Here is a 24,435-nt window from a genome sequence, read left to right as displayed (position 1 = left end):
TTGCGCATGAACGTGTTCAAGCGTCTGGGGCTTTCGGGCCGCACGGCGGTGATTGCCGGGCCGTATATCTGGCTGTTGCTGCTGTTCTTCGTGCCGTTCCTGCTGGTCGTGAAGATCAGCTTCGCGGACAGCCAGCTTGGTATTCCGCCGTACACGGAACTGGTGGCGATGAAAGAGGGCGTGATGAATATCGCGCTCGATTTCTCGCACTATCTGTTCCTCGTGCAGGACAGTCTGTACTTCGCGACCTATATGAATTCGCTGCTGGTCGCGGCGGTATCGACTTTGCTGTGTCTTCTGATTGGCTATCCGATGGCGTATTACATCGCGCGATCGAATCCGGCCTCGCGCAATCTGTTAATGATGGCCGTGATGCTGCCGTTCTGGACGTCATTCCTCATTCGCGTGTATGCGTGGATCGGCATTCTCAAGAACAACGGATTGCTGAATAATTTTTTGATGTCGATCGGGCTGATTCATTCACCGATCGAGCTTTATCACACGAATATCGCGGTGTATATCGGCATGGTGTATTCGTATTTGCCGTTTCTGGTGATGCCGCTTTATGCGCATTTGGTGAAGATGGATTTGACCTTGCTCGAAGCCGCTTATGACCTTGGCGCGAAGCCGTGGAAGGCGTTCTTGCAGATTACCTTGCCGCTGTCGAAGAACGGCATTATCGCGGGCTGCTTGCTGGTTTTCATTCCGGCGGTGGGTGAGTACGTGATTCCCGAACTCCTCGGCGGTGCGGATACGCTGATGATCGGCCGCGTCATGTGGAACGAGTTCTTCGATAACGCCGATTGGCCGATGGCCTCCGCCGTCACCTGCGCGATGGTCTTATTGCTGCTTGTACCGATGGCGATCTTCCAGTATTACCAGGCGAAGCAACTGGAGGAAAAGCGATGATCAAGCCGAGCCGTCCGCTGCAGATTACTGCGCTCGGTATCGGGTTTGCGTTTCTGTATATCCCGATTCTTAGTCTGATTGTTTATTCGTTCAACGAGTCGCCGCTGGTGACAGTGTGGACGGAGTTTTCGCTGAAGTGGTATCGCGCGCTGTGGACCGATGATGAGTTGATCAATGCGGCGTGGCTGTCATTGCGTATTGGGTTTTTGACGGCGTGTGCGTCGGTCGTGATTGGAACGTGGGCGGGATTCGTGCTCGCGCGCATGGGGCGCTTTCGCGGTTTCACGCTTTATACCGGCATGATCAACGCGCCGCTGGTGATTCCCGAAGTCATTCAGGGTATTTCGCTGCTGCTGCTGTTCGTCGAAATGGCGAAGCTGATCGGCTGGCCGGCGGGGCGCGGCTTGTTCACGATCTGGATCGGGCACGTGATGCTGTGCATCTCGTATGTCGCGATCATCGTGGAATCGCGTGTGCGGGAGTTGAATCCGTCGCTGGAGGAAGCGGCGCTCGATCTCGGCGCAACGCCGTTGCGGGTATTTTTCTCGATCACGCTGCCGCTGATTTCGCAGGCGTTGGTGGCAGGCTGGCTGCTGTCGTTCACGCTGTCGATCGATGATCTGGTGTTGTCGGCGTTCCTGTCCGGTCCCGGATCGACGACGCTGCCGCTGGTCGTGTTCTCGCGTGTGCGGCTGGGCTTGAATCCGGAGATGAACGCGCTGGCGACTTTGTTTATCGCGCTGGTGACGGTAGGGGTGATCGCGGCGAACTGGTTTATGTTGCGGAGCGAGCGACGAAGGTTGGCTGAAGTGTTGTGATCAAAAAGAGCCTCACACCGCGTGAGGCTCTTTTGCTTCAGGCCGAGATATGCCGCAGGAACGTCTGCGTATCGGTATTCGTCCCGCACAACAACACGCCCACGCGCTTACCCTGCAAGCGCTCACGCAACGGCCCGAGCAAGGCAGCCGTCGCCGCCGCGCACGCAGGCTCGACCGCCAGTTTCATCTCGCTGAAGAGAAGACGCATACCATCGCGCAACGCATCATCGGAAACGGTGACGATTTCGTCGATATGCCGGCGACATAGCTCGTAACTGTACTGCTCGGTATGCGGCGCCATCAGCGAATCGGCGATACCTTGCATCGCGCCCATCTTGACGGTGTGATTCGCCTCGAAGCTGCGCTTCATCACGTCCGAACCTTCCGGTTCCACGCCGTACACGTGGAGCGATGGATTCGCCAGCCGCATCGCGGTCGATACCCCCGCCGCCAATCCGCCACCACCGATCGGAATGATCACCGCATCGAGATCAGGCGCTTGCGAGGCCCACTCGTAACCGAGCGTCGCCGTGCCGAGCACGGTGTTGTAGCCATTGAACGGATGGATAAACACGCGTCCTTCCTCAGCCTCCACGCGCCGCACGACTTCGAACGCTTCGGCCACGTTCTCCGCGAACACCACATCGGCGCCGTATCGACGACACAGCTCGACACGCGCCGGACTCGCGTTTTTGATGATGACGACCTTGGCACCGACTTGCATACGATGCGCCGCATACGCCACCGCGACCGCATGATTCCCCGCCGATACGCAGGTCACGCCGGCTTCACGCTCGCTATCCGTCAACGCGAGAATGTTGGAAAACGCGCCGCGCGCCTTGAACGTGCCGCTCGCCTGCAACAACTCGAACTTGAACGTGATGGGCGTATCTTCCAGCGTCGGAAAATCGTGCTTCTCGAAGATCGGCGTGCGCGCGACCCAAGGTATCAACGCCATATGCTGCCCGGCGATATCGTCGAGCGTGGGGATCGGCGTGCCGTCGATCGTGTTGTCGGAATGCGTGGACATAAGCGTGTGTAATCAGCGCGTGTGCGCTTCGACCGACATGCTGTGGATGAACTTGCCGAGGAACGCTTCGCATTGCGCGAGTTGTTCCAGCGACACATACTCGTTCGCCTTGTGCGCCTGCTCGATATTCCCCGGCCCGCACACGATGCTCGGCACACCGGCCAGCGCGAACAAGCCCGCTTCCGTGCCGTACGCGACCTTGCGCTTCTCCTGATTCTCCGTCAGCGCGCGCACCAGTTGCGTGATCGCGGCCTGTTCGGTGGCATCGAGTCCCGGCGCTGCGGCAATCCGCGAGAATTCGATCGCGCCGTTGGCGTGTTCCTTCTGCATCTTCGGCAACAAGGTCTCATGCGCATAAGTTTCGATGCGCTTGAAAATCGCCTCCGGGTCCATCGTCGGCAAATTGCGGAATTCGAACTGGAAATTGCATTCGGCGGGCACGGTGTTGATCGCGTTGCCGCCTTTGATCGTGCTGGTTTGCGCGGTGGTGAAGGGCACGTCGTAGAGTTCGTCGAACGGACCTTTCGCGCGGAATTCATCGGCGATGTCGCGGATATAGCAGATCAGGCGCGCGGCATATTCGATCGCGTTCAAGCCGCGCGGCGTCAGCGATGAATGCGCCGCAAAGCCACGCACGCAGCACTGATACGTGTTGATGCCTTTATGCGCGATGATCGGTCGCATCGAAGTCGGCTCACCGACGATGCAGCCATCCGGTTTCACGCCGCGCTTCTGCAAATCCTGAATCATCAGCGGCGCGCCCGCGCAGCCGATTTCTTCATCGTATGAAAGTGCGAAGTGGATCGGCTTGGCGAGCTTGGTGGCCTGCATCTGCGGCAGCATCGTCAAAGCCGCGCCGATGAAGCCTTTCATATCGCACGTGCCACGGCCATACAGCAGGCCATCGCGCGTTTCGGGCTTGAACGGGTCGCTCTGCCAATCCTGACCATCGACCGGAACGACATCCGTATGACCCGACAGAACGATGCCGCCGTTCGTTGTGCCATCGTGCGCCGGCACCGTGGCGAAGAGGTTGGCCCATTGACCGCGCGGGTCCGTGGTGATGGTCGCTTCGATGCCTGCTTTACGCAGATCGTCGCGGACGGTTTCGATCAGACCGAGATTGGGATTGCGGCTGACGGTATCGATCGAAACGAGTCGTTCGATCCACGGCAAGGAAGCCGGTTGCGTGCTCGTATTGGATGGTTCGATGTGCGCCGGGGCAGCGGACTGTGACATTTTTTTGCTCCTGCGGTAAGCGTTGATGATAGCCCAAATGGGGCATCGAGGCTTACCGCAGGCGCAGCAAAATCGCGCTTTAACGTGGCTTTAACGTGCCGCAGCGGTTACACGAACCGGTCCGCCCAGCGCGCGCAGCGTCTCCTTCACCGTCGATATCCGCACCGCAAGATCCGGACTGCGCGACTCAATGCGCAACTTGTCCTGTCCCGCCAGTTTGATGTGCTTGTTCTTCTGCACCATCTCGATGATCCGCATGCCATCGACCGGCGGATTGGGGATGAATTGCAGCGAGATGGACACTTCGCCCGCATCGATCTTGGAGATGCCGAGCGGCTTCGCCGCCAGCCGCAGACGATGCGTTTCCACCAGCGCATGTGCCTGCGGCGGCAGCTTGCCGAATCGATCGACGAGTTCTTCGAGAATGCCGTCGATGGCATCGCTCGATTCACAATTTGCCAGCCGCTTGTAGAGCGACAGACGCTCCTGCACGTCGCCGCAGTAATCGGCGGGCAGTATGGCGGGCGCGTGCAGATTGATTTCGGTCGTCGCGGCGAGCGGCGCGTTGAGATCGGGTTCGCGGCCTTCCTTCAGGGCGCGCACGGCGTCGTTCAGCATGTCGGTGTAGAGCTGGAAGCCGATCTCATGAATCTCGCCCGATTGTTTATCGCCGAGCACTTCGCCGGTGCCGCGAATTTCAAGATCGTGCATGGCGAGATAGAAGCCGGAACCGAGTTCCTCCATCTGCTGAATGGCTTCGAGTCGGCGCTGCGCCTGTTTGGTCAACGACTGCGGATCATGCACCAGCAGATACGCATACGCCTGGTGATGCGAGCGCCCGACACGTCCGCGCAACTGATGCAGCTGCGCCAGCCCGAATTTGTCCGCGCGATGCATGAGGATGGTGTTCGCGCTCGGCACATCGATACCGGTTTCGATAATCGTCGTGCAGAGCAGCACATTGGCGCGCTGACCGACGAAATCGCGCATCACGCGTTCGAGTTCGCGCTCGTGCATCTGACCGTGCGCGACAGCAATCCGCGCTTCCGGCACCAGCGCTTCCAGCATCGCACGCCGATTCTCGATGGTCTCGACTTCGTTATGCAGGAAGTACACCTGTCCGCCACGCTTGAGTTCGCGCAGCATCGCTTCGCGGATCACGCCGTCTTCCTCGCGTCGCACGAAGGTCTTGATGGCGAGGCGCTTTTGCGGCGCGGTCGCGATCACGGAGAAATCGCGCAGACCTTCGAGCGCCATGCCGAGCGTGCGGGGAATCGGCGTGGCGGTGAGCGTGAGCACATCGACTTCGGCGCGCAGGGCTTTGAGACCTTCCTTCTGCCGCACGCCAAACCGATGTTCCTCGTCGATGATGACGAGTCCGAGGCGCTTGAATTTCACATCGCTCGACAAGAGCTTGTGCGTGCCGATGACGATATCGACCGTGCCTTCGTCGATCTGCTGCACCGCCGTCGATACTTCCTTGCCCGTCTTGAAGCGCGACAACTCCGCGATCCGAACGGGCCAGTCGGCGAAACGGTCGGTGAAGGTCTGCGTATGCTGTTCGGCGAGCAGCGTGGTAGGCGAGAGAATCGCTACTTGCTTGCCCGCCATCACCGCGATAAACGCCGCGCGCAACGCCACTTCCGTCTTGCCGAAGCCGACGTCGCCGCACACGAGACGGTCCATCGGCTTGCCGCTGGTCATATCGCCGATGACGGCTGCAATCGCCGCCGCCTGATCGGGCGTTTCCTCGAAGCCGAAGCTCTCCGCGAACTTCACGTAATCGCGCGGCTCGAGCTTGAACGCGAAGCCTTCGCGCGCGGCGCGGCGGGCGTAGAGGTTCAGCAGTTCGGCGGCGGTATCGCGGATTTGCTGCGCGGCCTTGCGCTTGGCTTTTTCCCACTGACCCGAGCCGAGCTGATGCAAGGGCGCGCTTTCCGGGTCCGCGCCGCTGTAGCGCGAAATCACGTGCAATTGCGACACCGGCACGTACAGCTTCGACTCGTTCTGATATTCGAGGTGAAGGAACTCGGTTTCGCCTTCGCCCAGGTCCATCGACACCAGACCCATATATCGGCCGATGCCGTGTTGCGCGTGCACAACCGGATCGCCGACCTTGAGTTCGGCGAGATCGCGCACCATCGAATCGACATTGCTGGCTTGTTCCTGCCGACGACGCCCCGCACGACGCGCAAGCGGCCCGTACAACTCCGTCTCGGTGATGATCGCGAGCTTTTCCGCAGGCAGCGAGAAGCCGTTCGCCAGCGGTGCGATGCCGAGCGTGAACTTGGCGTCGGCGGTGAGCCATTCCTGGAACGTATCGCGCGATTCGCCGCGCAGGCCGTTATCGGCGAGTAATTGCTGAATGGTCTCGCGCCGTCCCGCCGATTCCGCCACCAGCATCACGCGATCGTCGGTTTGGTCGAGATAGTGGCGCAGCGCAAGCAAAGGCTCATCGGCTTGTCGGTCGAGCGCGAGACCGGGCAACGGCGCGGACCAGCCGCCTTCGGGCGCGCTCGGGAATTTGAGCTGCGCGAACGGTTTGGCGAAGGTGAAGAAATCGTCGTCGCTCAGGAACAGGCGACGCGGTTCCAGCAGCGGCCGCTCGCGGTCATGCGACAGAAAATCGAAGCGCTGCTTGGTGTCGTTGGTGAAGCGTTTGATTGCCGCATCGAGATCGCCGACGAAGGTGAGTTGCGAGCCTTGCGGCAAGTAGTGAAACAGCGTCGCGGTCTCTTCGAAGAACAGCGGAATGTAGTACTCGATACCCGCCGACGGCACGCCATTGCCGATGTCCTTGTAAATCTGCGAGCGGCTCGGATCGCCCTCGAAGACTTCGCGCCAGCGGCTGCGGAAGGCGGTGCGGGCGGCTTCATCGAAGGGAAATTCGCGGCCGGGCAGCAGGCGCACGTCTTTCACGGGATAGAGGCTGCGCTGCGTGTCTGGATCGAAGGCGCGGATGGAATCGACCTGATCGTCAAATAGATCAAGCCGATATGGCAGCGGCGAGCCCATCGGAAACAAGTCGATCAGCCCGCCGCGCACGCAGTATTCGCCGGGACGCACGACCTGACTGACGTGCTCGTATCCCGCGAGCGTCAACTGCGATTTGAGCTTCGCTTCGTCCAGACGTTCACCTTGCGTGAAAGAGAACGTGTAGGCCGCGAGAAACGAGGCGGGCGGCATGCGGTACAGCGCCGTCGTCGCTGGAACGATGAGAATGTCGCAGCGTCCTTCGCCGAGATCGTGCAACGTGGCGAGTCGCTCGGAAACGAGGTCCTGATGCGGCGAAAACGTATCGTAAGGCAGCGTTTCCCAGTCGGGCAGCAGGCGCACACGGGCGTCGGGCGCGAAGTAGGGCAGTTCGGCAGCGAGGCGCTGGGCATCGACGGCGCTGGCGCAAACGACCGTCAGCAAGGGCACGGACTCGCGATACGCCAGGTGATAGCGCGCGATGGCGAGGGCATCCGACGAGCCGATGGCGCCATCGAACACGAAGCGCTGACCGGCCTTGACGAGCGCGATGGGAGAACTGGACTGCGCGTTGACGGCTTTGGAAGACATAAGCTATGCGTTGATGCGGCCGCCGATGTGCGCCGGAACGGCGCGCGGGACATGGCCGCGAAAGACCTATTATAAAATCCGGGCTTCACTTTGACTCGGCCACCGACTGCACGTGACTTCGTCCGCCGCCTCCGCCCCTCGTTTGTTCGCCCTGATTCCCTGCGCCGGCACCGGCAGCCGCTCCGGCGCGCCGATGCCCAAGCAATATCAGACCGTCGCCGGCCGCCCGATGCTCGGCTACACGCTCGCGGCATTCGACGCGTGCTCCGAATTCTCGCAGACCCTGGTCGTGCTCGCACCGGACGATCACCATTTCGATGCGCGCCGCTTCGCCGGACTGCGCTTCGCGGTGGAGCGCTGCGGTGGCGTGACACGGCAGGCGTCGGTGTACAACGGGCTGGTCGCGCTGAAACGCTTCGGCGCGCGCGACGACGACTGGGTGCTGGTCCACGACGCCGCGCGCCCCGGCATTTCGCCCGAGTTGATTCGCAAGCTTGTCGCGGAACTGCGCGATGATACGGTGGGCGGCATTCTCGCGCTGCCGGTCGCGGACACGCTCAAACGCGTCGCAGCGAGCATGCCCGACGCGCCTTCCACGGGCGTGCGGATTGCACGAACCGAATCGCGCGATGGTTTGTGGCAGGCGCAGACGCCGCAGATGTTCCGGCTCGGCATGCTGCGCGAAGCGATCGAACGTGCGCGACATGACGGCCACGATCTGACGGACGAAGCCAGCGCGATCGAATGGCTCGGCCACTCGCCCAAATTAGTTCAGGGCAGCTTGCGCAACTTCAAGGTGACCTATCCGGAAGACTTCGCACTCGCGGGCGCGATGCTTTCTGCAAAGGCATAACGAACTTATCTACTACTGCAAGGTTTGGATCGATGGATTTCAGAATCGGACAGGGTTACGACGTGCATCAGCTCGTCGAAGGACGACCGCTCATCATCGGCGGCGTGACGATTCCTTATGAGCGTGGCTTGCTCGGCCATTCGGACGCCGACGTGCTGCTGCACGCAATCACGGATGCGCTGTTCGGCGCGGCATCGCTCGGCGATATCGGCCGGCATTTTCCGGACACGGCGACGGAGTTCAAGGGCGCGGACAGCCGCGTGCTGCTGCGCGAAGCGATGAAGCGCGTGACGGAAGCGGGCTTCGATATCGCCAATGTCGATAGCACGGTGATCGCGCAGGCGCCTAAGCTCGCGCCACATATCGAAGCGATGCGCGTGAATATCGCGGCGGATCTCGATTTGCCGATCGATCGCGTCAACGTGAAGGCGAAGACCAACGAGAAGCTGGGCTATCTCGGGCGCAAGGAAGGGATCGAAGCGCAGGCGGCGGTGTTGCTGAGGAAGACGTCGATTGATTGATGGCGTGGTGAGAGCACGCCACGCGTCGGATCAGCGTGGCGTTTGCGTCGTCATTTACCTTCGGCTTCGATCGTCAACGCCACTGCGTTAATCACCGCCGCAATCCGGCCAACGTCACGTAGTTGCGTCGTTGACATCCCTTCGGCGACGAGATTTTCGTAATGCGACTTCACACAGAAGTGGCACTTGCCGATGATCGACGCCGCCAGCGCGTACATCTCGAAACGCCGCTTATCCACGCCCCCATGCGATGCGTACGCGTTCATCCGCAGGTTCGCGGGCTGCGTCTTGAGATCGGCGTTATCGGCCATTTCCAGATACGGATACCACACGTTGTTCATGCCCATCAGCGCGGCCGCCGTGAGCGCCGCGTTGGTTTCCTCGGGCGATAAAACACCCGCATCGCGAATAATGGCGACGAGCTTCGTCGCCTTCGCCGCGTATGCAGAAGCGAGCGCCACGCCGACCGCATCGTTACCTTCGAGCGACGAGCGCGCGATGGTGCCATCCACATTCAGGCGGATATCCTTCGCGTAATCGGGAACCAGTTCCTTGATCGAGGACAGGAATTCCATTCATCTCTCCTTTTTCGATGGCGTTAAAAAGCCCGCCAGCGCGTAGCGTGGCGGGCTTCTGTCATGCAGGACTTAGAGCGTCGAACCGCCGACCGCGCGATTGCACGGGCAGAGTTCGTCGGTTTGCAGGCCATCGAGAATACGCAGGACTTCTTCCGGATTGCGGCCCACGTTCAGGTTATTCACCGACACGTGTTGAATGGTGTTGTCCGGATCGACGATAAAGGTCGCGCGCAGCGCCACGCCCGCGTCCTTGTCACGCACGCCGAGTTGATCGATCAGTTCGCCTTTCACATCGCCGAACGAGTAGTGGTTCAGCTTGTTCAGATCCTTGTGCTCACGACGCCAGGCCAGCTTGACGAATTCGTTATCGACGCTGCCGCCGAGCAACACCGCATCGCGGTCTTCGAAGTCTCTCGCCAGCTTGCCGAACTCGACGATTTCCGTCGGGCAAACAAACGTGAAATCCTTCGGATAGAAGTAGATGATCTTCCACTTGCCCGGGAACGAGGTTTCGGTGATCTCCTCGAACGCGGACTGGCCGTTCTCTTCGTGATGGTTGAAACCCGGTTTTGCAGCGGTGACGGTGAACGCTTCGACTTTATCGCCAACGGTCTTCATGCAGTGCTCCTGTGTTCGTTGAAAGGTGAAACTTCAAACAAAACTACCGGATCGCCGTAACGCTCGCGTGACACTTCCATGCCAGATGCGCCGAGCGTTAACCCGCTCCATCTTAGCGCTATGAAAATAATCGAAAAATAGTTTTTGGCTAAAGCGTCGGATATTTAAATTCCGGACGCGTCGATAGCCAGAAAGTGTTAGTCGCGCGCGCCGTCGAAGCGCGCGCCGCCTTTCATCGGCGGGAAATCGATGGTGACTTCGAAGCCCGCCAGCGGTGTGCGATTGCGCAACCGCAAGGTGCCGCGTTGTCGGGTGACAAGGCGTTGCACGATCGCCATGCCAAGACCCGTGCCGTTCGCCTGCGTACGCGCCGTATCGACGCGATAGAAGGGCCGTGTGATAAGCGCGACCTGATCGTCGGGGATGCCGCGGCCTTCGTCCATCACCGAGATTTCGACCTTGCCGTGCGTGACGCGCGTTTGCATGGTGATGCGGGCGATGTCGTCGGATTCACTGCGGCCGTATTTGCGCGCGTTCTCCAGCAGATTGCCGACCACGCGGCGCGCATCGGTCGGATCGCCTTCGATCACCGCGCCTTGTGCCAGATCCGTCTTCATGATGACGCCTTCGTCGGCTTGGAAGCGTGCGGCGAGTTCGCTCGCGATCATCGACAGATCGACGGCTTCGGGCATGCGCTGCATTGGCCGCGCATAGTCGAGGAATCGACCGATGATCATGTCCATCTGCTCGATGTCGTCGATCATCGCGAGCTTGGTCGCTTCGTCCGACGGACTCATCTCCGTTTCAAGCCGCAGACGCGCCAGCGGCGTGCGCAAGTCGTGCGAAATACCGGCGAGCATCAACGCACGATCGGCTTCGAGCTGTTCGAGATCCTGCACCATTTGGTTGAAGCTTCGATTGGTTTCCGCCGCCACGCCCATGCCGCGTTCGGGCAACGGATCGGGCGCTTGCCCCGAACCGACCTTGCGTGCCGCCAGCGCCAGCCGCGCGAACGGCCGGTTCACCAGACTCGTGATGAACGCCGCGCCGAACAGCGACAGCGCCAATGCAAACACGCCCCAGCCGGCCCATTGCAGGCCCGTGACGGTATCGAGTTGATCGCGGTCGAGCGCGACCCAGTAGTCGTCATCATCGATCTTGAAGCTGATCCACACGCCCGGAATCTCGTTCACCGACTGCGCGATGATCGTGTCGTTGCCGAGCCGCCCGCGCACATCGCGTTCGATCAATCGATTGAGCGATTCATCCGGCTGAAGCTTGTACTTGTCGGTGGTCTCGCGCGGATACACGCGCACGCCTTCGTTGCTTTCGAGATCCTGAAGCAAGGCGCGACGCAGATCGGGATCGGAATAGAGCAGCGCGGTACGCGTGAGCTTGACCACCGCGACGAGCTGCAACGCGACACGTTGCGCGCGTGGCTCGCGCTCGATCACGCGAAAGCTCTGGAACCATGCGGTGAGACTGACCGCGATAAGCAGTGCGATAAGCGCGAAAGTGCGCCAGAACAGGCCGCCGAACGCAAGCGCCAAGAGCCGCCTGTCGATGCGCATGGGTCGATCGTGGTCGGTTCGGTGAAGAGGATAAAGCGTAGCGGACTCGCTCGGAAAATCGAAGGCGCTTCGGTCGATGACAAGAAGCGAAGAAGCGCCCTCGAATGTTTAAGCTGCGCCGTCGGGAATGAACACGTAACCCAAACCCCAGACCGTTTGAATAAAGCGCGGGCTGCTCGGATCGGGTTCGATCAGCTTGCGCAGACGCGAGATCTGCACATCGAGGCTTCGATCGAACACTTCGTACTCACGGCCACGCGCGAGTTCCATCAGCTTTTCGCGCGACAGCGGTTGACGCGGATGGCGCGCGAAGACTTTCAGCACGGAGAATTCGCCGGTCGTCAGCGGGATTTCCTGGCCGTTCTTCGTGAGCGTGCGCGTAGCGAGATTCAGCGCGAACTCGCCGAACTCGAATACTTCGGTGGTTTCGGACGGCGCGCCCGGCAATTCAGACGGCGTCTGACGGCGCAGCACCGCATGAATGCGTGCCACCAGTTCACGCGGATTGAATGGCTTCGGCAGATAATCGTCCGCGCCCATTTCCAGACCGACGATGCGGTCCACGTCTTCGCCCTTGGCGGTGAGCATGATGATCGGCGTGCGATCGTTGCTTCCACGCAGACGACGGCAGATGGACAGACCGTCTTCGCCGGGCAGCATCAGATCGAGCACGAGCAGATCGAAACGCTCGCGCACCCAGAGCTTGTTCATCGACGGCGCGTTCTCGGCGACATAGACATTGAAGCCCTGTTCACCGAGATAACGACGGAGCAAATCGCGCAAGCGCGGGTCGTCGTCGACAACGAGAATTTTTGAAGGATTCTTGGTTTCCATGGCGGCATCTTAGCGCGTTGATCCAGCAACTAGTTTGTAACAAAAGTCAGTGTAACAGTCAGTTACAAAAATTACCGCGAAGGTGGCACGGCCCAATGCTCCAATGCGTACACTCCGTACCTAAGCCCGCCATTCGGTAGATACTCCATTAGACCAGTGCGTCGTGCGGCATGACCAGGCCAAGAGACGTGCATGAAAAGAATGAGGCTGTCCGGTTGTCGAGCAACGATGGGAACAACATGAAGGGAGCGCGGCGGCGCAGACCTCGGCGCGCCGAGCGCAACTTCAAACAAACGCTCCTCGCCAGTGCGCTCTGTGCCGCACTGAGCGCGCATCACGCCTACGCGCAAGATCCCGTTGTTCGTCCGCCTGCTTCGTTCGACCGCAGTACTTCCTATCCGCCCAGCCGCCTTGAAGGCCAGGGCCGCATGATTCGCGCGCAGCAACGCAGCGCCAAAACGCCCGCTGCCACGGATCACGATCCGAAGCCTGCCATGCAGCCCGTGCAGCAACTCGATGCCACGCCGCCCGCGCGTCCGCCGCGCCATACCGTGATGACCGCCGATGAGCGTCGGCTCTTGCGTCAGCACATCGAAGAAGCCGTTCGCGATCTCTATAAGCGTTGATGGATCGACGCGCGTTTCTATCGCTCGCGGGATGGTCCGGCGCCTTCGCCGCCATGCCAGCCCTGGCTTCCCATCGTTCGATCGACACGCTCGTGATCGTCGAACTCGATGGCGGCAACGATGGCCTCAATACCGTGGTTCCGTTCGCCGATCCGCGTTATCGCGCGCTGCGACCGACGCTTGCCATCGCGCGTGAAGCGGCGTTGCCGATCGATCGCGCGATAGGGTTGCATCCGTCGCTGGCTGCGTTGATGCCGGCGTGGCGCAACGGTCACATGGCAATCGTGCAGGGCGTGGGCGACCCGGAGGATGGCCACGCATCGCACTTTCGGTCGAAGCAGATTTGGGCGACGGCATCGCATGATTATGCGAGCGCGAACTGGCTGAACCATGCTGCGGCGTTCGATGAACCTTCGTTCGCGGCCGTCGCTCAGACGATTGCGCAGCGCAAACATGGGATGCTGCACATCACGCTTCACGGCTTCGATACACACGAACGTCAAGCCGATCGCCACGCGTTGCTGCTCACACAACTCGCGCAAGGACTCGCATCGCTTCGTTCGAAGTTGATGCGATCGGGCGATTGGAATCGCACGCTGGTGCTGACTATTTCGGAGTTCGGACGATCGGCGTACGAGAACGCATCGTGCGGCACAGAACATGGGTCCGCGTCTTCGATGTTCGTGCTTGGCGGCAGCGTTCGCGGCGGCTTATATGGCGACGCACCGCGTCTCAACGAACTGAGCAGCGAAGGCGCGCTTCCCGTCGATATCGACTTTCGCCGCATTTACGCCACGGCGCTGGAAGCCTGTTCGATCGATTCGACGAAGATTCTCGGCTCGCGTTTCGAGCCGTTGAAATTCGTTTAACGCGCGCGCCACGAAATCCACAGCTTGCGGATCGGCGTCAGCGAAATGCTCTGATGAAGCACCTGAAAACCTTCGCGCTCGATCTCATCCAGCCGCGCCCGCGATAACGCCGCCTGCGCCAGCAACACGCGATGCGCCTTGCGATCCGCAGTCGGAATCGCGGCGAGCGCATCGTCGAGCGCGCGGCGGGCGCGGTCGATCTGAAAGCGCATCAGTTCGCTGAACGCATCGTTGTACTTGCGATTGATGATGTCCGCCGCCGTTACGTTAAAGCGCTGCAACTCATCGATCGGAATGTAGATGCGGCCATGACGCGCATCGTTGCCGATTTCCTGCACGCGTTCGGCCAGCATCAGCGCCGAACCGAGCGGCGCGGCCCACGGTGCTTTGTCCGCAATCACGCTCGCAAACACGCCGCCGACCTGATCGAGATAGCGGCGCAAACCCGGCCAGTCGAGATAGCGCGCCTGATCGAGATCCATGCCGAAGCCTTCGACCAACGCCATCAGTTGCGTGGTATCGATGGAGCCGCCGCCGTGCGCCTGCAATGCCTTGGTCACCGGATGCGTTGGCTCACCGCTATCCAATCGGCCGATTTCGTTTTGCCACCACGCATGCTTGGTCCGGCCGATGGTCGGATCGCTGGTCTCCTTCACGGTTTCTTCCAACTCGCGATAGAGGGCATACAGCGCCGTCAGCAGCGCCTGACGCGATGCCGGCGCGCGATGCAGCGCGTAATAAGTGGCGGAGCCTTCGGGCGCGGCCTTTTGCTGGCAGTAATCGTCGAAATTCACGAAGCGGGGCGGGTAAGGTTTCGACGGCTTTTGGCTTGCCGCCTTGGTTTATTTGACGCACGAAGCACGTTAAGCGTGCGGGCGCTCATTTTAGCCGCGTGGCCAGGCGGGCGCATCGCGCGGGATGTGCGGCGAACCACTGACGGCGAAATTCCGAAGCGCAACACTCGCGCATCGAGTGGGATCGAATGAAAACGAATGAAATCGCGTGAACGGGGCGATCCATCCCCGGCCGATTATCGGAGGCGTCATGGCCCTCAGCAAAACCGAAAACAAGCAGTTCGGCGACAAATGCCTGCCCTTTCTCATCAAGAGCGTGGCGTCGGACTTCGGCTTCGACTTCCGCGTGTGTCCGCGGCAGATGAGCGTCTCGCCGACGATGGGCCTGCACATCACGGCCAACCGTCAGACGGGCGCGAAGCAGTCGTTTCCGCTGAATGTGTTCGTGTACTGGCAGCCGTCGGGCGTGCGCGAATTCCTGACCAACCTCGACCGTCCGATCGCAGCCGCGCGCGCCAGCGATCGAATCCCTGAGGAAATCAAAAAATTGATGAGCCAGTCGGGTGTGGATTTCGCGGGACGTTCGCAGCCGAAGGGCGAAGTGCTGAACATCGAGCTGCACGACATCAAGGCCTGAGCCGCATTTCCGGCAGTACAAATAGAAAACCCAACACAAAAACCCCTTTGCGATTCAAAGGGGTTTTTGTGTTGGGTGGTGCGAGGGAGGGGACTCGAACCCCTACACCCTTGCGGGCGTCAGGACCTAAACCTGGTGCGTCTACCAATTTCGCCACCCTCGCAGCACGGCTGCCGCTTCGGGTTTGATGACTTCGCGACGTTGCGTTGTTCACGCCGCTGTTCGATCATGCCCGGCGCTGCTATGTCTTTTCGCCGTGTCCGGCACCGGTCCACTGTGCCAAGCCCGAAATTCTAACCGATTCCGTTTCGCGGTGTCTGCCAAATTGCGTGAAGATTGGCTGCTGCAAAACTGGCGCGCGGACACGGACGAAACCAGCGCTCAAACGGAGCCATAACGCAGCCGCGTCATTTGCTCGGCTTCGTTGGCAAGCAAACGCGCCGCGTCCCGAATCGCGACGTCGAGCGTGATCGGACCCGGCGCGGGCGAGAAGCATCCGCTGAAGTATTCCGACAGACGCGGCAACGCAGCCGAATCCACTGCGCCCGACAACAGAGTCGCCGCGACGCCCGCATCGCGCGCGTGCTTGCAGGCAATGAACGGCGCCTTGCCATGCAGCGTCTGCACATCCGAACGGCCTTCGCCGGTGATGAGCCAGTCCGCGCCTTCGAGCGCTTCATCCAGTCCGATTTCGCGCGCTACGACTTCCGCGCCGGTCTCGAAACGCGCGCCGAGCATATGCAGCGCGAAGCCCAATCCGCCTGCCGCGCCCGCGCCGGGTTCGTCGCGTTTGGCCACGCCCATCGCGGGTTCGAGCACATCGGCGAAATGCGCGAGTGCCGCATCGATCGATGCAATCTGTTCCGGCATCACGCCTTTTTGCGGACCGAAGATCGCGGTCGCGCCGTGATCGCCGTTGAGCGGATTATCGACGTCCGACATGCCGACGAACTCCGCCTCCTTCACACGCGCATCGAGCCCCGATGCGTCGATACGCGCGATCTTTGGCAGCGCGGACGGCACGGGTTCGAGTTCGTTGTTATCGGCATCGAACAATTTCAGGCCGAGGCCGACGAGCAGACCTGCGCCGCCATCATTCGTGCTGCTGCCGCCGAGCGCGACGAAAAAGCGCCGCGCGCCGGAGTCGAGCAGGGCGCGGATCGCTTCGCCCATGCCGAGCGTGCTGCGCTCCGTGACGGGCACGGACATGCCGTCCGGATCGGTGATGCCGACGACTTCCGCGGTTTCGAGGATCGCGCTGCCATCGGCGAGCAGGCCGGTGGCCGCATCGCGCCGCGCCACCGATGCACCGCGCACGTTCAGCATGCGCCGCTCGCCGCCCGCTACGAGCATGGCGTCGAGCGTGCCTTCGCCGCCATCGGCCATCGGACGAATGCGGATTTCGGCGTCCGGACGGGCGCGCCGGATGCCTTCCGCGATGGCGTTCGCGACGCCTTCTGCGGACAGCGATCCCTTGAACGAATCGGGCGCGATAACAACGACGGGAGCAGGCGTGACGTTAGGCATGGTGTCTCGAATGTTCTAAATGTTCTGGTAGGAAAGATGCTTGAAACGCGCAGAAAAAACCGCATGTATGCGCTTCGCGCATAAGCCGCATGCGAAGCATCAATAGGACGCACGTTCTCAAGCCGATGCACGCGCTTCATGCGCCGCCAAGCTTATCAGCGAGGCGCGCGGCGCAAAATAGCGGCATCGCGATAACCGGAATTGTTGCGCATGCCGATCATGTCGGAAAGCGCGGATTTACGCCGAATTTCATGCTTATTCGCTCGAATTCCGCATCAAACCGGCGACGACGGGGATCGCATCGCGGACGCGTCGGAATTGTTTGCTAGAATCGTTGGTTCTGTAGACGAGGCCGCATCGGCGGCCGTCCGGGCTTCGAATTGCCGCTGCATCATGCCGGCCTTCGGGGTACGGCGGCGCGCGAAGACGTGGCCGAAGCAGAAACCACCGGACCCGCGCCTTAAGAACCGCGGAAGAACCGAACACCGAACACTGATTTTCTAGGACGATTGAAGCCATGGCTAACGTAGTTGAAAACCTCGGCAAGCTCGAACGCCGCGTGACCATCTCCCTGCCGAAAGACACCGTGCAGAAGGAAGTTGATTCGCGTATCCGCCAACTGGCCAAGACCGTGCGCATGCCGGGTTTCCGCCCGGGCAAGGTGCCCCTCAAGATGGTGACGCAGCAGTACGGCGGCCAGGTCGAAGCAGAAGTGCTGAGCGACAAGGTCGGCAAGGAATTCTTCGACGTCACGCGCGCTGAAAACCTGCGTGTGGCAGGTCAGCCGAGCTTCGCGCCGAAGGCCGAAGCGGCAGAACAAGACTACGCTTTCGACGCCACCTTCGAGGTGTATCCGGAAGTCAAGCTGGGCGACGTCGCCACGGCTGAAATCGAGCGCACTGTCACGACCATTTCGGAAGCCGAAGTCGATCGTACGCTGGACATCCTGCGCAAGCAGCGCGTGCACTTCCACGCACGCGGCGAAAGCGACGAGCACGGCGACGGCGGTGCAGACACCGCAGCCAAGAACGGCGACCGCGTGACCGTTGACTTCGTCGGCAAGCTCGACGGCGTCGCGTTCGAAGGCGGCAGCGCGGAAGACTTCGCGTTCGTGCTGGGCGAAGGCCGCATGCTCCCCGAATTCGAACAAGCGACCACGAGCCTGAAGGTCAGTGAATCGCGTGAGTTCGACCTCAAGTTCCCCGAGGACTATCACGGCAAGGACGTCGCTGGTAAGACGGCGCAGTTCACCATCACCGTGAAGAAGATTGAATGGCCGCATCTGCCGGAAATCGATGGTGAGTTCGCGAAGTCGCTCGGTATCGAAGACGGCGATCTGACCAAGATGCGCGGCGAGATCAAGGACAACCTTGAGCGCGAAGCCAAGCGCCGCACGCAGCAGATCGTGAAGAATCAGGTCATGGACGCGCTGCTGAAGATTTCCGAACTCGACGTGCCGAAGGCATTGATCGAACAGGATCAGCAACGTCTCGTCGATATGGCCCGTCAGGACCTGCAACAACGTGGCGTGCCGAACGCCGCCGACGCACCGATCCCGGCCGAAATGTTCGCTGAACAAGCCGAACGCCGCGTGAAGCTGGGCCTGGTTCTGGCCGAGCTGGTGAAGGCCAACGAACTGCAGGCAAAGCCCGAGCAGATCCGCGCCGAAGTCGATGAATTCGCCAAGAGCTACGAAGACCCGAAGGAAGTCGTCCGCTGGTATTATTCGAACCAGCAGCGCCTCGCGGAGATGGAAGCGTACGTCGTTGAAAGCAACGTCGTCGATTTCGTGCTCGGCAAGGCCAAGGTGACCGACAAGGAAGTCAGCTTCGAGGAACTGGCCAGCGCGACGGCACAAGCCTGACGCGTTAGGTAAGGGGCGTGCGGGGTCGTCGGACGAAGACGGCCCGCACGCCTTTTTTGCATTAAAGTTTGATCGTTCGCTTGCCGTTCTAGTGAATGTTCCTTGTCGTTCAGTATCCCTATTCCGAATAAGGAAATTGCATGACCTTTCGCGCTGAATTGCTCGACACGTTGGCGTCCCACGCATCGCGGGACTTCGAAGCCCAGGCGCTCGGCCTCGTTCCGATGGTCGTGGAAACGAGCGGCCGTGGTGAGCGTGCCTATGACATCTACTCGCGCCTGCTGAAGGAGCGCGTGGTGTTTCTCGTTGGCGAAGTGAATGACCAGTCGGCCAATCTCGTCGTCGCGCAGTTGCTGTTCCTTGAGAGTGAAAACCCTGACAAGGACATCAGCCTCTACATCAACAGCCCAGGCGGTTCGGTATCGGCGGGCATGGCGATCTACGACACCATGCAGTTCGTGAAGCCTGACGTCACCACGCTGTGCATGGGTCTCGCGGCGAGCATGGGCGCGTTCCTGCTCGCATCGGGTGCAAAGGGCAAGCGCGTTGCACTGCCCAACGCCCGCGTGATGATTCATCAGCCGCTCGGTGGCGCACGTGGACAAGCGTCGGACATCGAAATTCAGGCGCGCGAAATCCTGTATCTGAAGGAACGCCTGAATCAGTTGCTGTCGCATCACACGGGTCAGCCGGTGGAGCGCATCGCGCGCGACACGGACCGCGACAACTTCATGTCGGCCGACGATGCGCAGGCATATGGCCTCGTCGATCAGGTGCTTCACAAGCGTCCTTAAGGCGTTGAAACAAGCGCCGCGCCGGTTATCAAAAACGTAACTGGCGCATGGCGCAAACGCGCTTCGGACGGGCCGCGCGGGCACCAGACTGCGTGGTCTGATCGAAGGGCGTATCATGTAACAAGAGTGTCCGGAGGCTTACACTTTTATGGCGGACAAGAAAGGTTCCAGTAGCGAAAAGCTGCTGTATTGCTCGTTTTGCGGAAAGAGCCAGCATGAGGTCAAGAAACTCATTGCGGGCCCGTCTGTGTTCATCTGCGATGAATGCATCGACTTGTGCAACGAGATCATTCGCGACGAAGCGGCTGGCGCGGCGGAAGAGGCCGGGCTGACCAAATCGGACCTGCCGAGCCCGCAGGAAATCAGCGACATTCTCAATCAGTACGTGATCGGCCAGGAACGCGCGAAGAAGATTCTCGCGGTGGCCGTGTACAACCACTACAAACGGCTCAAGCATCTCGACAAGAAAGACGAAATCGAGTTGTCGAAGAGCAATATTCTGCTGATCGGACCGACAGGCTCGGGCAAGACGTTGCTCGCGCAGACGCTCGCGCGCATGCTGAACGTGCCGTTTGTGATCGCGGACGCAACGACGCTGACCGAAGCCGGTTACGTGGGCGAGGACGTCGAGAACATCATTCAGAAGCTGCTGCAGAACTGCAACTACGAAGTCGATAAGGCGCAGCGCGGCATTGTGTATATCGACGAAATCGACAAGATCAGCCGCAAGTCGGATAACCCGTCCATCACGCGCGACGTGTCGGGCGAGGGCGTGCAGCAGGCGCTGCTGAAACTGATCGAAGGCACGATGGCGTCGGTGCCGCCGCAAGGCGGACGCAAGCACCCGAATCAGGATTTCATCCAGGTCGATACGACCAACATTCTGTTCGTCTGCGGCGGTGCGTTCGACGGGCTGGAGAAGGTCATTACGGATCGCACCGAGAAGACCGGCATTGGTTTCGGCGCGAGCGTGAAGAGCAAGCAGGATCGCGACGCCGGCGAAGTGCTGCGCGAAGTCGAACCGGAAGATCTGATCAAGTTCGGTCTGATTCCCGAACTGATCGGCCGTCTGCCGGTGGTGGCCACGCTCGGCAAGCTGGACGAAGCGGCGCTCGTCAAGATTTTGATCGAGCCGAAGAACGCGCTGGTGAAGCAGTATCACAAGCTGTTCGCGATGGAACGCGTCGAGCTGGAGATTCGTCCGGCCGCACTGCAAGCCATTGCGCAGAAAGCAATTCGCCGCAAGACCGGTGCGCGTGGTCTGCGCTCCATCTTGGAACAGGCGTTGCTCGACGTGATGTACGAACTCCCGACCATGAAGGGCGTGTCGAAGGTGATCGTCGATGACAACACTATCGACGGTGACGGCAAGCCTCTGCTCATCTATGAAGATGCGCCGAAGGTAGCGGGTTCCAACTGAAGTAGCTGTGTGTCGGCGAAAGGCCGTTCATGGCGACGTGAACGGCCTTTGTTTTATTTTTCGGTTTATTGTGTGGACGTGACTGACGAAAACGTGGACTAACGACTTTTCCCTTCCGATAAAGGCTTGCAATAGCGCATCACGGCCTTACTTACGAACGAACCGATTCCATTAATGGGGAAATGAAAATGTCAGGAACCCAACTCCTGCCGCAGGAACGCATTACGCTGCCGCTGCTCCCGCTGCGCGACGTGGTCGTCTTCCCGCATATGGTGATTCCGCTCTTCGTTGGGCGGCCCAAGTCGATCAAGGCCCTCGAAGCCGCCATGGAAGGCGGCAAGCACATCATGCTCGTCGCCCAGAAAACGGCGGCGAAGGACGAGCCGACCGAAAAGGACATGTACGAAGTAGGGTGTGTCGCCAACATCCTGCAAATGCTCAAGCTGCCCGACGGCACGGTGAAAGTGCTCGTGGAAGGTCTGCAGCGCGCCAAGACGCTCTCGATCGAAGAGCAGGAAACGCAGTTTTCCTGCGACGTGATGCCGCTCGAACCGGATCACGCCGACAGCGCTGAAACCGAAGCGCTGCGTCGCGCGATCGTCTCGCAGTTCGATCAGTACGTGAAGCTGAACAAGAAGATTCCGCCGGAGATCCTGACTTCGCTGTCGGGTATCGACGAAGCGGGTCGTCTGGCAGACACGATCGCTGCGCATCTGCCGCTCAAACTCGACCAGAAGCAGCACATTCTTGAGATGTTCCCGGTTATCGAGCGTCTGGAGCATTTGCTTGCCCAGCTCGAAGCCGAAATCGACATTCTTCAGGTCGAAAAGCGCATCCGTGGACGCGTGAAGCGTCAAATGGAAAAGAGCCAGCGCGAGTACTACCTGAACGAGCAGGTCAAGGCTATCCAGAAGGAACTGGGCGAAGGCGAAGAAGGCGCGGATCTCGAAGAACTCGAGAAGCGCATCACCGCCGCGCGCATGCCGAAGGAAGCCAAGAAGAAGGCCGACGCCGAGCTTAAGAAGCTCAAGCTGATGTCGCCGATGTCGGCTGAAGCCACCGTCGTGCGCAACTACATCGACACGCTGATTGGCTTGCCGTGGCGCAAGAAGAGCAAGGTCAACAACGACCTTACCAACGCCGAGCGCGTGTTGGATGAAGACCACTTCGGTCTGGAAAAGGTCAAGGAACGCATTCTCGAATATCTTGCGGTTCAACAACGCGTCGAGAAGGTGAAAGCGCCGATTCTGTGCCTCGTCGGACCTCCGGGCGTGGGTAAAACTTCGCTGGGTCAGTCCATCGCGCGTGCCACGAACCGCAAGTTCGTGCGTATGGCCTTGGGTGGCGTGCATGACGAGTCCGAGATTCGCGGTCATCGCCGCACGTATATCGGGTCGATGCCCGGCAAGATTTTGCAGAGCCTGACCAAGGTCGGCGTGCGCAATCCGCTTTTCCTGCTCGACGAAGTCGACAAGATGGGCATGGATTTCCGCGGCGACCCGGCTTCCGCGCTGCTCGAAGTGCTTGATCCGGAACAGAACCATACGTTCGCGGACCACTACATCGAAGTGGACTTCGATCTTTCGGACGTGATGTTCGTGGCGACGTCGAACTCGCTGAACATTCCGCCGCCGCTGCTCGATCGGATGGAAGTGATCCGCTTGTCGGGTTACACGGAAGACGAGAAGGTCAGCATCGCGCAACGTTATTTGTTGCCGAAGCAGAAGCGCAACAACGGCCTGAAGGAAGGCGAGATCGACGTCACGGAACAGGCTATCCGCGACATCATTCGTTACTACACGCGTGAAGCGGGCGTGCGCTCGCTCGAACGCGAAGTGTCGAAGATCTGCCGCAAGGTCGTGAAGATGCTGCTGCTGAAGAAGGCCGAAGGCGCGGTGAAGGTCGATGGCTCCAACCTCGATACCTTCCTCGGCGTGCGCAAGTACGACTTCGGTCTGGCCGCGAAGGAAAACCAGATCGGTCAGGTGACGGGTCTCGCGTGGACGGAAGTCGGCGGCGATCTGCTGACGATCGAAGCGGCGGTGATGCCTGGCAAGGGCGGCGTGATCCGCACCGGTTCGCTCGGCGATGTGATGAAGGAATCGGTCGAAGCGGCGCGTTCGGTGGTGCGTTCGCGTTCGCGCCGACTCGGCATCACGGATGAATCGTTCGAGAAGAAGGACATCCACATCCACGTGCCGGAAGGCGCGACGCCGAAGGACGGTCCGTCCGCCGGTATCGCGATGACTACGGCGCTGGTGTCGGTGCTGACCGGTATTCCGGTTCGCGCGGATGTCGCGATGACGGGTGAAATCACGCTGCGCGGCGAAGTGCTCCCGATCGGCGGGTTGAAGGAGAAGCTGCTGGCGGCGCATCGCGGTGGCATCAAGCTCGTGCTGATTCCTGAAGAGAACACCAAGGACCTGGCCGATATCCCCGACAACGTGAAGAACGCCATCGAGATCGTGCCGGTTCGCTGGATCGATCGCGTGTTGGAATTGGCGTTGGAACGCGCGCCTGAAGCGCTGCCTGCTGAGGACGATGCGAAAGCAACGCCTGTGGCAGCAGAGGCGAAGAAGGATGCGCCGGCGACCGGTGATGTCGTTAAGCATTAATCGTGACGCACTAAGAAGCACTTGTTGCGCGCTGTTCTGCTAAACCCGCGAGGCTTTGCCTCGCGGGTTTTTCTTTTGGCATGCCGAATGAGTTGACAACATCTTCTAAAGGCACGCTGCATCGGGCGCAACCCTCGTTGACAGTACCGTTTCGTCTGCGTTTAATGACCCCGCATCCGACCATTCGCGATGCGCATCGTATCGACGCAACGGCTTCGATGCGGCATCGGACCGACCACATCGTGCCAATACAGATTCGGGGATCACAATGAACAAGACGGAACTGATCGACCATATCGCGCAGCAAGCCGATATCTCCAAGGCAGCCGCACAACGCGCGCTCGAAGCCGTAATCGGAGGCGTAAGCACGACGTTGAAGAAGGGCGGGACGGTGACGCTCGTGGGCTTCGGCACGTTCGCAGTGGGCAAGCGCACGGCGCGCACGGGCCGCAATCCGCGCACGGGAGACGCGATCAAGATCAAGGCAGCGAAGGTACCTAAATTTCGCCCTGGCAAAGCGCTAAAGGATGCGCTAAACTAGCGGACTCGCTGGGAACGGTGTTCCTAGCGAAGCGAGCAGAAGAGTCCGGGTGCTTAGCTCAGTTGGTAGAGCGGCGCCCTTACAAGGCGTAGGTCGGGAGTTCGAGCCTCTCAGCACCCACCAAACCGGATTCTTCAAACGCTACAAGGAGCGGTAGTTCAGTTGGTTAGAATACCGGCCTGTCACGCCGGGGGTCGCGGGTTCGAGCCCCGT

General features: G+C 60.4%; 20 protein-coding genes, 2 tRNA genes and 1 pseudogene. 13 read left to right on the top strand and 10 right to left on the bottom strand.

Going from position 1 to position 24,435, the window contains the following annotated elements; genetic code table 11:
* Nucleotides 1-6: 6 nt before the first annotated feature.
* Together P7F28_RS25605 and P7F28_RS25600 are read left to right on the top strand one after the other, a co-directional pair.
* Nucleotides 7-909: an ABC transporter permease subunit gene (locus tag P7F28_RS25605; RefSeq protein ID WP_277187570.1), complete on the top strand. Its 903-nt coding sequence runs from the start codon at nt 7-9 to the stop codon at nt 907-909.
* On the top strand, nt 909-1,727 hold the full coding sequence (locus P7F28_RS25600) for an ABC transporter permease subunit (protein ID WP_277187694.1): 819 nt from the start codon (nt 909-911) through the stop codon (nt 1,725-1,727). Before P7F28_RS25605 ends, P7F28_RS25600 begins: the two co-directional genes overlap by 1 nt.
* 37 nt (nt 1,728-1,764) lie before the next feature.
* Here P7F28_RS25600 and P7F28_RS25595 read toward each other — a convergent pair whose 3' ends face one another.
* The 3 genes from P7F28_RS25595 to mfd all read right to left on the bottom strand — a co-directional run bounded on the left by P7F28_RS25595 (nt 1,765) and on the right by mfd (nt 7,560).
* Nucleotides 1,765-2,757 (bottom strand): threonine/serine dehydratase, encoded by a 993-nt coding sequence (locus P7F28_RS25595; protein ID WP_277187569.1) that lies wholly within the window; start codon nt 2,755-2,757, stop codon nt 1,765-1,767.
* A gap of 12 nt (nt 2,758-2,769) precedes the next feature.
* The gene (argE, locus tag P7F28_RS25590) at nt 2,770-3,996 is read right to left on the bottom strand and encodes an acetylornithine deacetylase (RefSeq protein WP_277187568.1); all 1,227 of its coding nucleotides are present in this window, start codon (nt 3,994-3,996) and stop codon (nt 2,770-2,772) included.
* 90 nt (nt 3,997-4,086) lie between these two features.
* Nucleotides 4,087-7,560 (bottom strand): transcription-repair coupling factor, encoded by a 3,474-nt coding sequence (gene mfd, locus P7F28_RS25585; RefSeq protein ID WP_277187567.1) that lies wholly within the window; start codon nt 7,558-7,560, stop codon nt 4,087-4,089.
* Nucleotides 7,561-7,753: 193 nt separating this feature from the next.
* Here mfd and ispD point away from each other — a divergent pair, with 193 nt between their 5' ends.
* Complete coding sequence (gene ispD / locus P7F28_RS25580) at nt 7,754-8,413, top strand: 2-C-methyl-D-erythritol 4-phosphate cytidylyltransferase (RefSeq protein ID WP_306806010.1); 660 nt, start codon at nt 7,754-7,756, stop codon at nt 8,411-8,413.
* A 32-nt stretch (nt 8,414-8,445) separates the two neighbouring features.
* On the top strand, nt 8,446-8,934 hold the full coding sequence (ispF, locus tag P7F28_RS25575; RefSeq protein ID WP_277187565.1) for a 2-C-methyl-D-erythritol 2,4-cyclodiphosphate synthase: 489 nt from the start codon (nt 8,446-8,448) through the stop codon (nt 8,932-8,934).
* 50 nt (nt 8,935-8,984) lie between these two features.
* Here ispF and P7F28_RS25570 read toward each other — a convergent pair whose 3' ends face one another.
* From P7F28_RS25570 to ompR, 4 genes are all read right to left on the bottom strand, one after another.
* Entirely contained in the window at nt 8,985-9,509 is a 525-nt protein-coding gene (locus P7F28_RS25570) for a carboxymuconolactone decarboxylase family protein (RefSeq protein ID WP_277187564.1), read from the bottom strand.
* A gap of 72 nt (nt 9,510-9,581) precedes the next feature.
* Nucleotides 9,582-10,130: a peroxiredoxin gene (locus P7F28_RS25565; protein ID WP_277187563.1), complete on the bottom strand. Its 549-nt coding sequence runs from the start codon at nt 10,128-10,130 to the stop codon at nt 9,582-9,584.
* A 197-nt stretch (nt 10,131-10,327) separates the two neighbouring features.
* Nucleotides 10,328-11,701, bottom strand: a complete 1,374-nt coding sequence (locus P7F28_RS25560; RefSeq protein ID WP_277187562.1) for an ATP-binding protein — start codon at nt 11,699-11,701, stop codon at nt 10,328-10,330.
* 108 nt (nt 11,702-11,809) lie between these two features.
* Complete coding sequence (ompR, locus tag P7F28_RS25555) at nt 11,810-12,535, bottom strand: two-component system response regulator OmpR (RefSeq protein ID WP_008349770.1); 726 nt, start codon at nt 12,533-12,535, stop codon at nt 11,810-11,812.
* A 239-nt stretch (nt 12,536-12,774) separates the two neighbouring features.
* Between ompR and P7F28_RS25550 the strand changes: the two genes are divergently transcribed.
* Together P7F28_RS25550 and P7F28_RS25545 are read left to right on the top strand one after the other, a co-directional pair.
* Nucleotides 12,775-13,161, top strand: a complete 387-nt coding sequence (locus P7F28_RS25550; protein ID WP_277187561.1) for a hypothetical protein — start codon at nt 12,775-12,777, stop codon at nt 13,159-13,161.
* Nucleotides 13,161-14,030: a DUF1501 domain-containing protein gene (locus tag P7F28_RS25545; RefSeq protein ID WP_277187560.1), complete on the top strand. Its 870-nt coding sequence runs from the start codon at nt 13,161-13,163 to the stop codon at nt 14,028-14,030. Before P7F28_RS25550 ends, P7F28_RS25545 begins: the two co-directional genes overlap by 1 nt.
* Here P7F28_RS25545 and P7F28_RS25540 read toward each other — a convergent pair.
* Nucleotides 14,027-14,824: a squalene/phytoene synthase family protein gene (locus P7F28_RS25540; RefSeq protein WP_277187559.1), complete on the bottom strand. Its 798-nt coding sequence runs from the start codon at nt 14,822-14,824 to the stop codon at nt 14,027-14,029. The two genes, P7F28_RS25545 and P7F28_RS25540, sit on opposite strands and share 4 nt — an antisense overlap.
* Nucleotides 14,825-15,074: 250 nt before the next feature.
* Here P7F28_RS25540 and P7F28_RS25535 point away from each other — a divergent pair, with 250 nt between their 5' ends.
* The gene (locus P7F28_RS25535) at nt 15,075-15,461 is read left to right on the top strand and encodes a hypothetical protein (protein WP_277187558.1); all 387 of its coding nucleotides are present in this window, start codon (nt 15,075-15,077) and stop codon (nt 15,459-15,461) included.
* Nucleotides 15,462-15,537: 76 nt separating this feature from the next.
* Here the strand turns inward: P7F28_RS25535 and P7F28_RS25530 are convergent.
* A tRNA-Leu gene (locus tag P7F28_RS25530) sits at nt 15,538-15,624 on the bottom strand.
* A 218-nt stretch (nt 15,625-15,842) separates the two neighbouring features.
* Entirely contained in the window at nt 15,843-16,988 is a 1,146-nt protein-coding gene (locus P7F28_RS25525) for a glycerate kinase (protein WP_277187557.1), read from the bottom strand.
* Nucleotides 16,989-17,505: 517 nt separating this feature from the next.
* Between P7F28_RS25525 and tig the strand changes: the two genes are divergently transcribed.
* The 6 genes and pseudogenes from tig (at nt 17,506) to P7F28_RS25495 (ending at nt 24,345) form a co-directional block, all read left to right on the top strand.
* On the top strand, nt 17,506-18,852 hold the full coding sequence (gene tig, locus P7F28_RS25520) for a trigger factor (RefSeq protein WP_277187556.1): 1,347 nt from the start codon (nt 17,506-17,508) through the stop codon (nt 18,850-18,852).
* A 140-nt stretch (nt 18,853-18,992) separates the two neighbouring features.
* Nucleotides 18,993-19,646: an ATP-dependent Clp endopeptidase proteolytic subunit ClpP gene (gene clpP / locus P7F28_RS25515; RefSeq protein WP_277187555.1), complete on the top strand. Its 654-nt coding sequence runs from the start codon at nt 18,993-18,995 to the stop codon at nt 19,644-19,646.
* A gap of 148 nt (nt 19,647-19,794) precedes the next feature.
* On the top strand, nt 19,795-21,066 hold the full coding sequence (clpX, locus tag P7F28_RS25510) for an ATP-dependent Clp protease ATP-binding subunit ClpX (RefSeq protein ID WP_277187554.1): 1,272 nt from the start codon (nt 19,795-19,797) through the stop codon (nt 21,064-21,066).
* Nucleotides 21,067-21,254: 188 nt separating this feature from the next.
* Nucleotides 21,255-23,681 carry an endopeptidase La gene (gene lon / locus P7F28_RS25505; protein WP_277187553.1) on the top strand — a complete coding sequence of 809 codons (2,427 nt, stop codon included), beginning with the start codon at nt 21,255-21,257 and terminating at the stop codon, nt 23,679-23,681.
* A 244-nt stretch (nt 23,682-23,925) separates the two neighbouring features.
* Nucleotides 23,926-24,222: pseudogene (locus P7F28_RS25500) on the top strand (HU family DNA-binding protein); the annotation flags it as partial.
* 47 nt (nt 24,223-24,269) lie between these two features.
* A tRNA-Val gene (locus tag P7F28_RS25495) sits at nt 24,270-24,345 on the top strand.
* Nucleotides 24,346-24,435 lie beyond the last annotated feature (90 nt).

It is taken from the genome of Caballeronia sp. BR00000012568055, assembly GCF_029439455.1.
In the GTDB taxonomy this organism is placed as follows: Bacteria; Pseudomonadota; Gammaproteobacteria; order Burkholderiales; family Burkholderiaceae; genus Caballeronia.
Note: the sequence above shows the minus strand (reverse complement) of the source record. Positions and strands in the feature narration are given on the sequence as shown.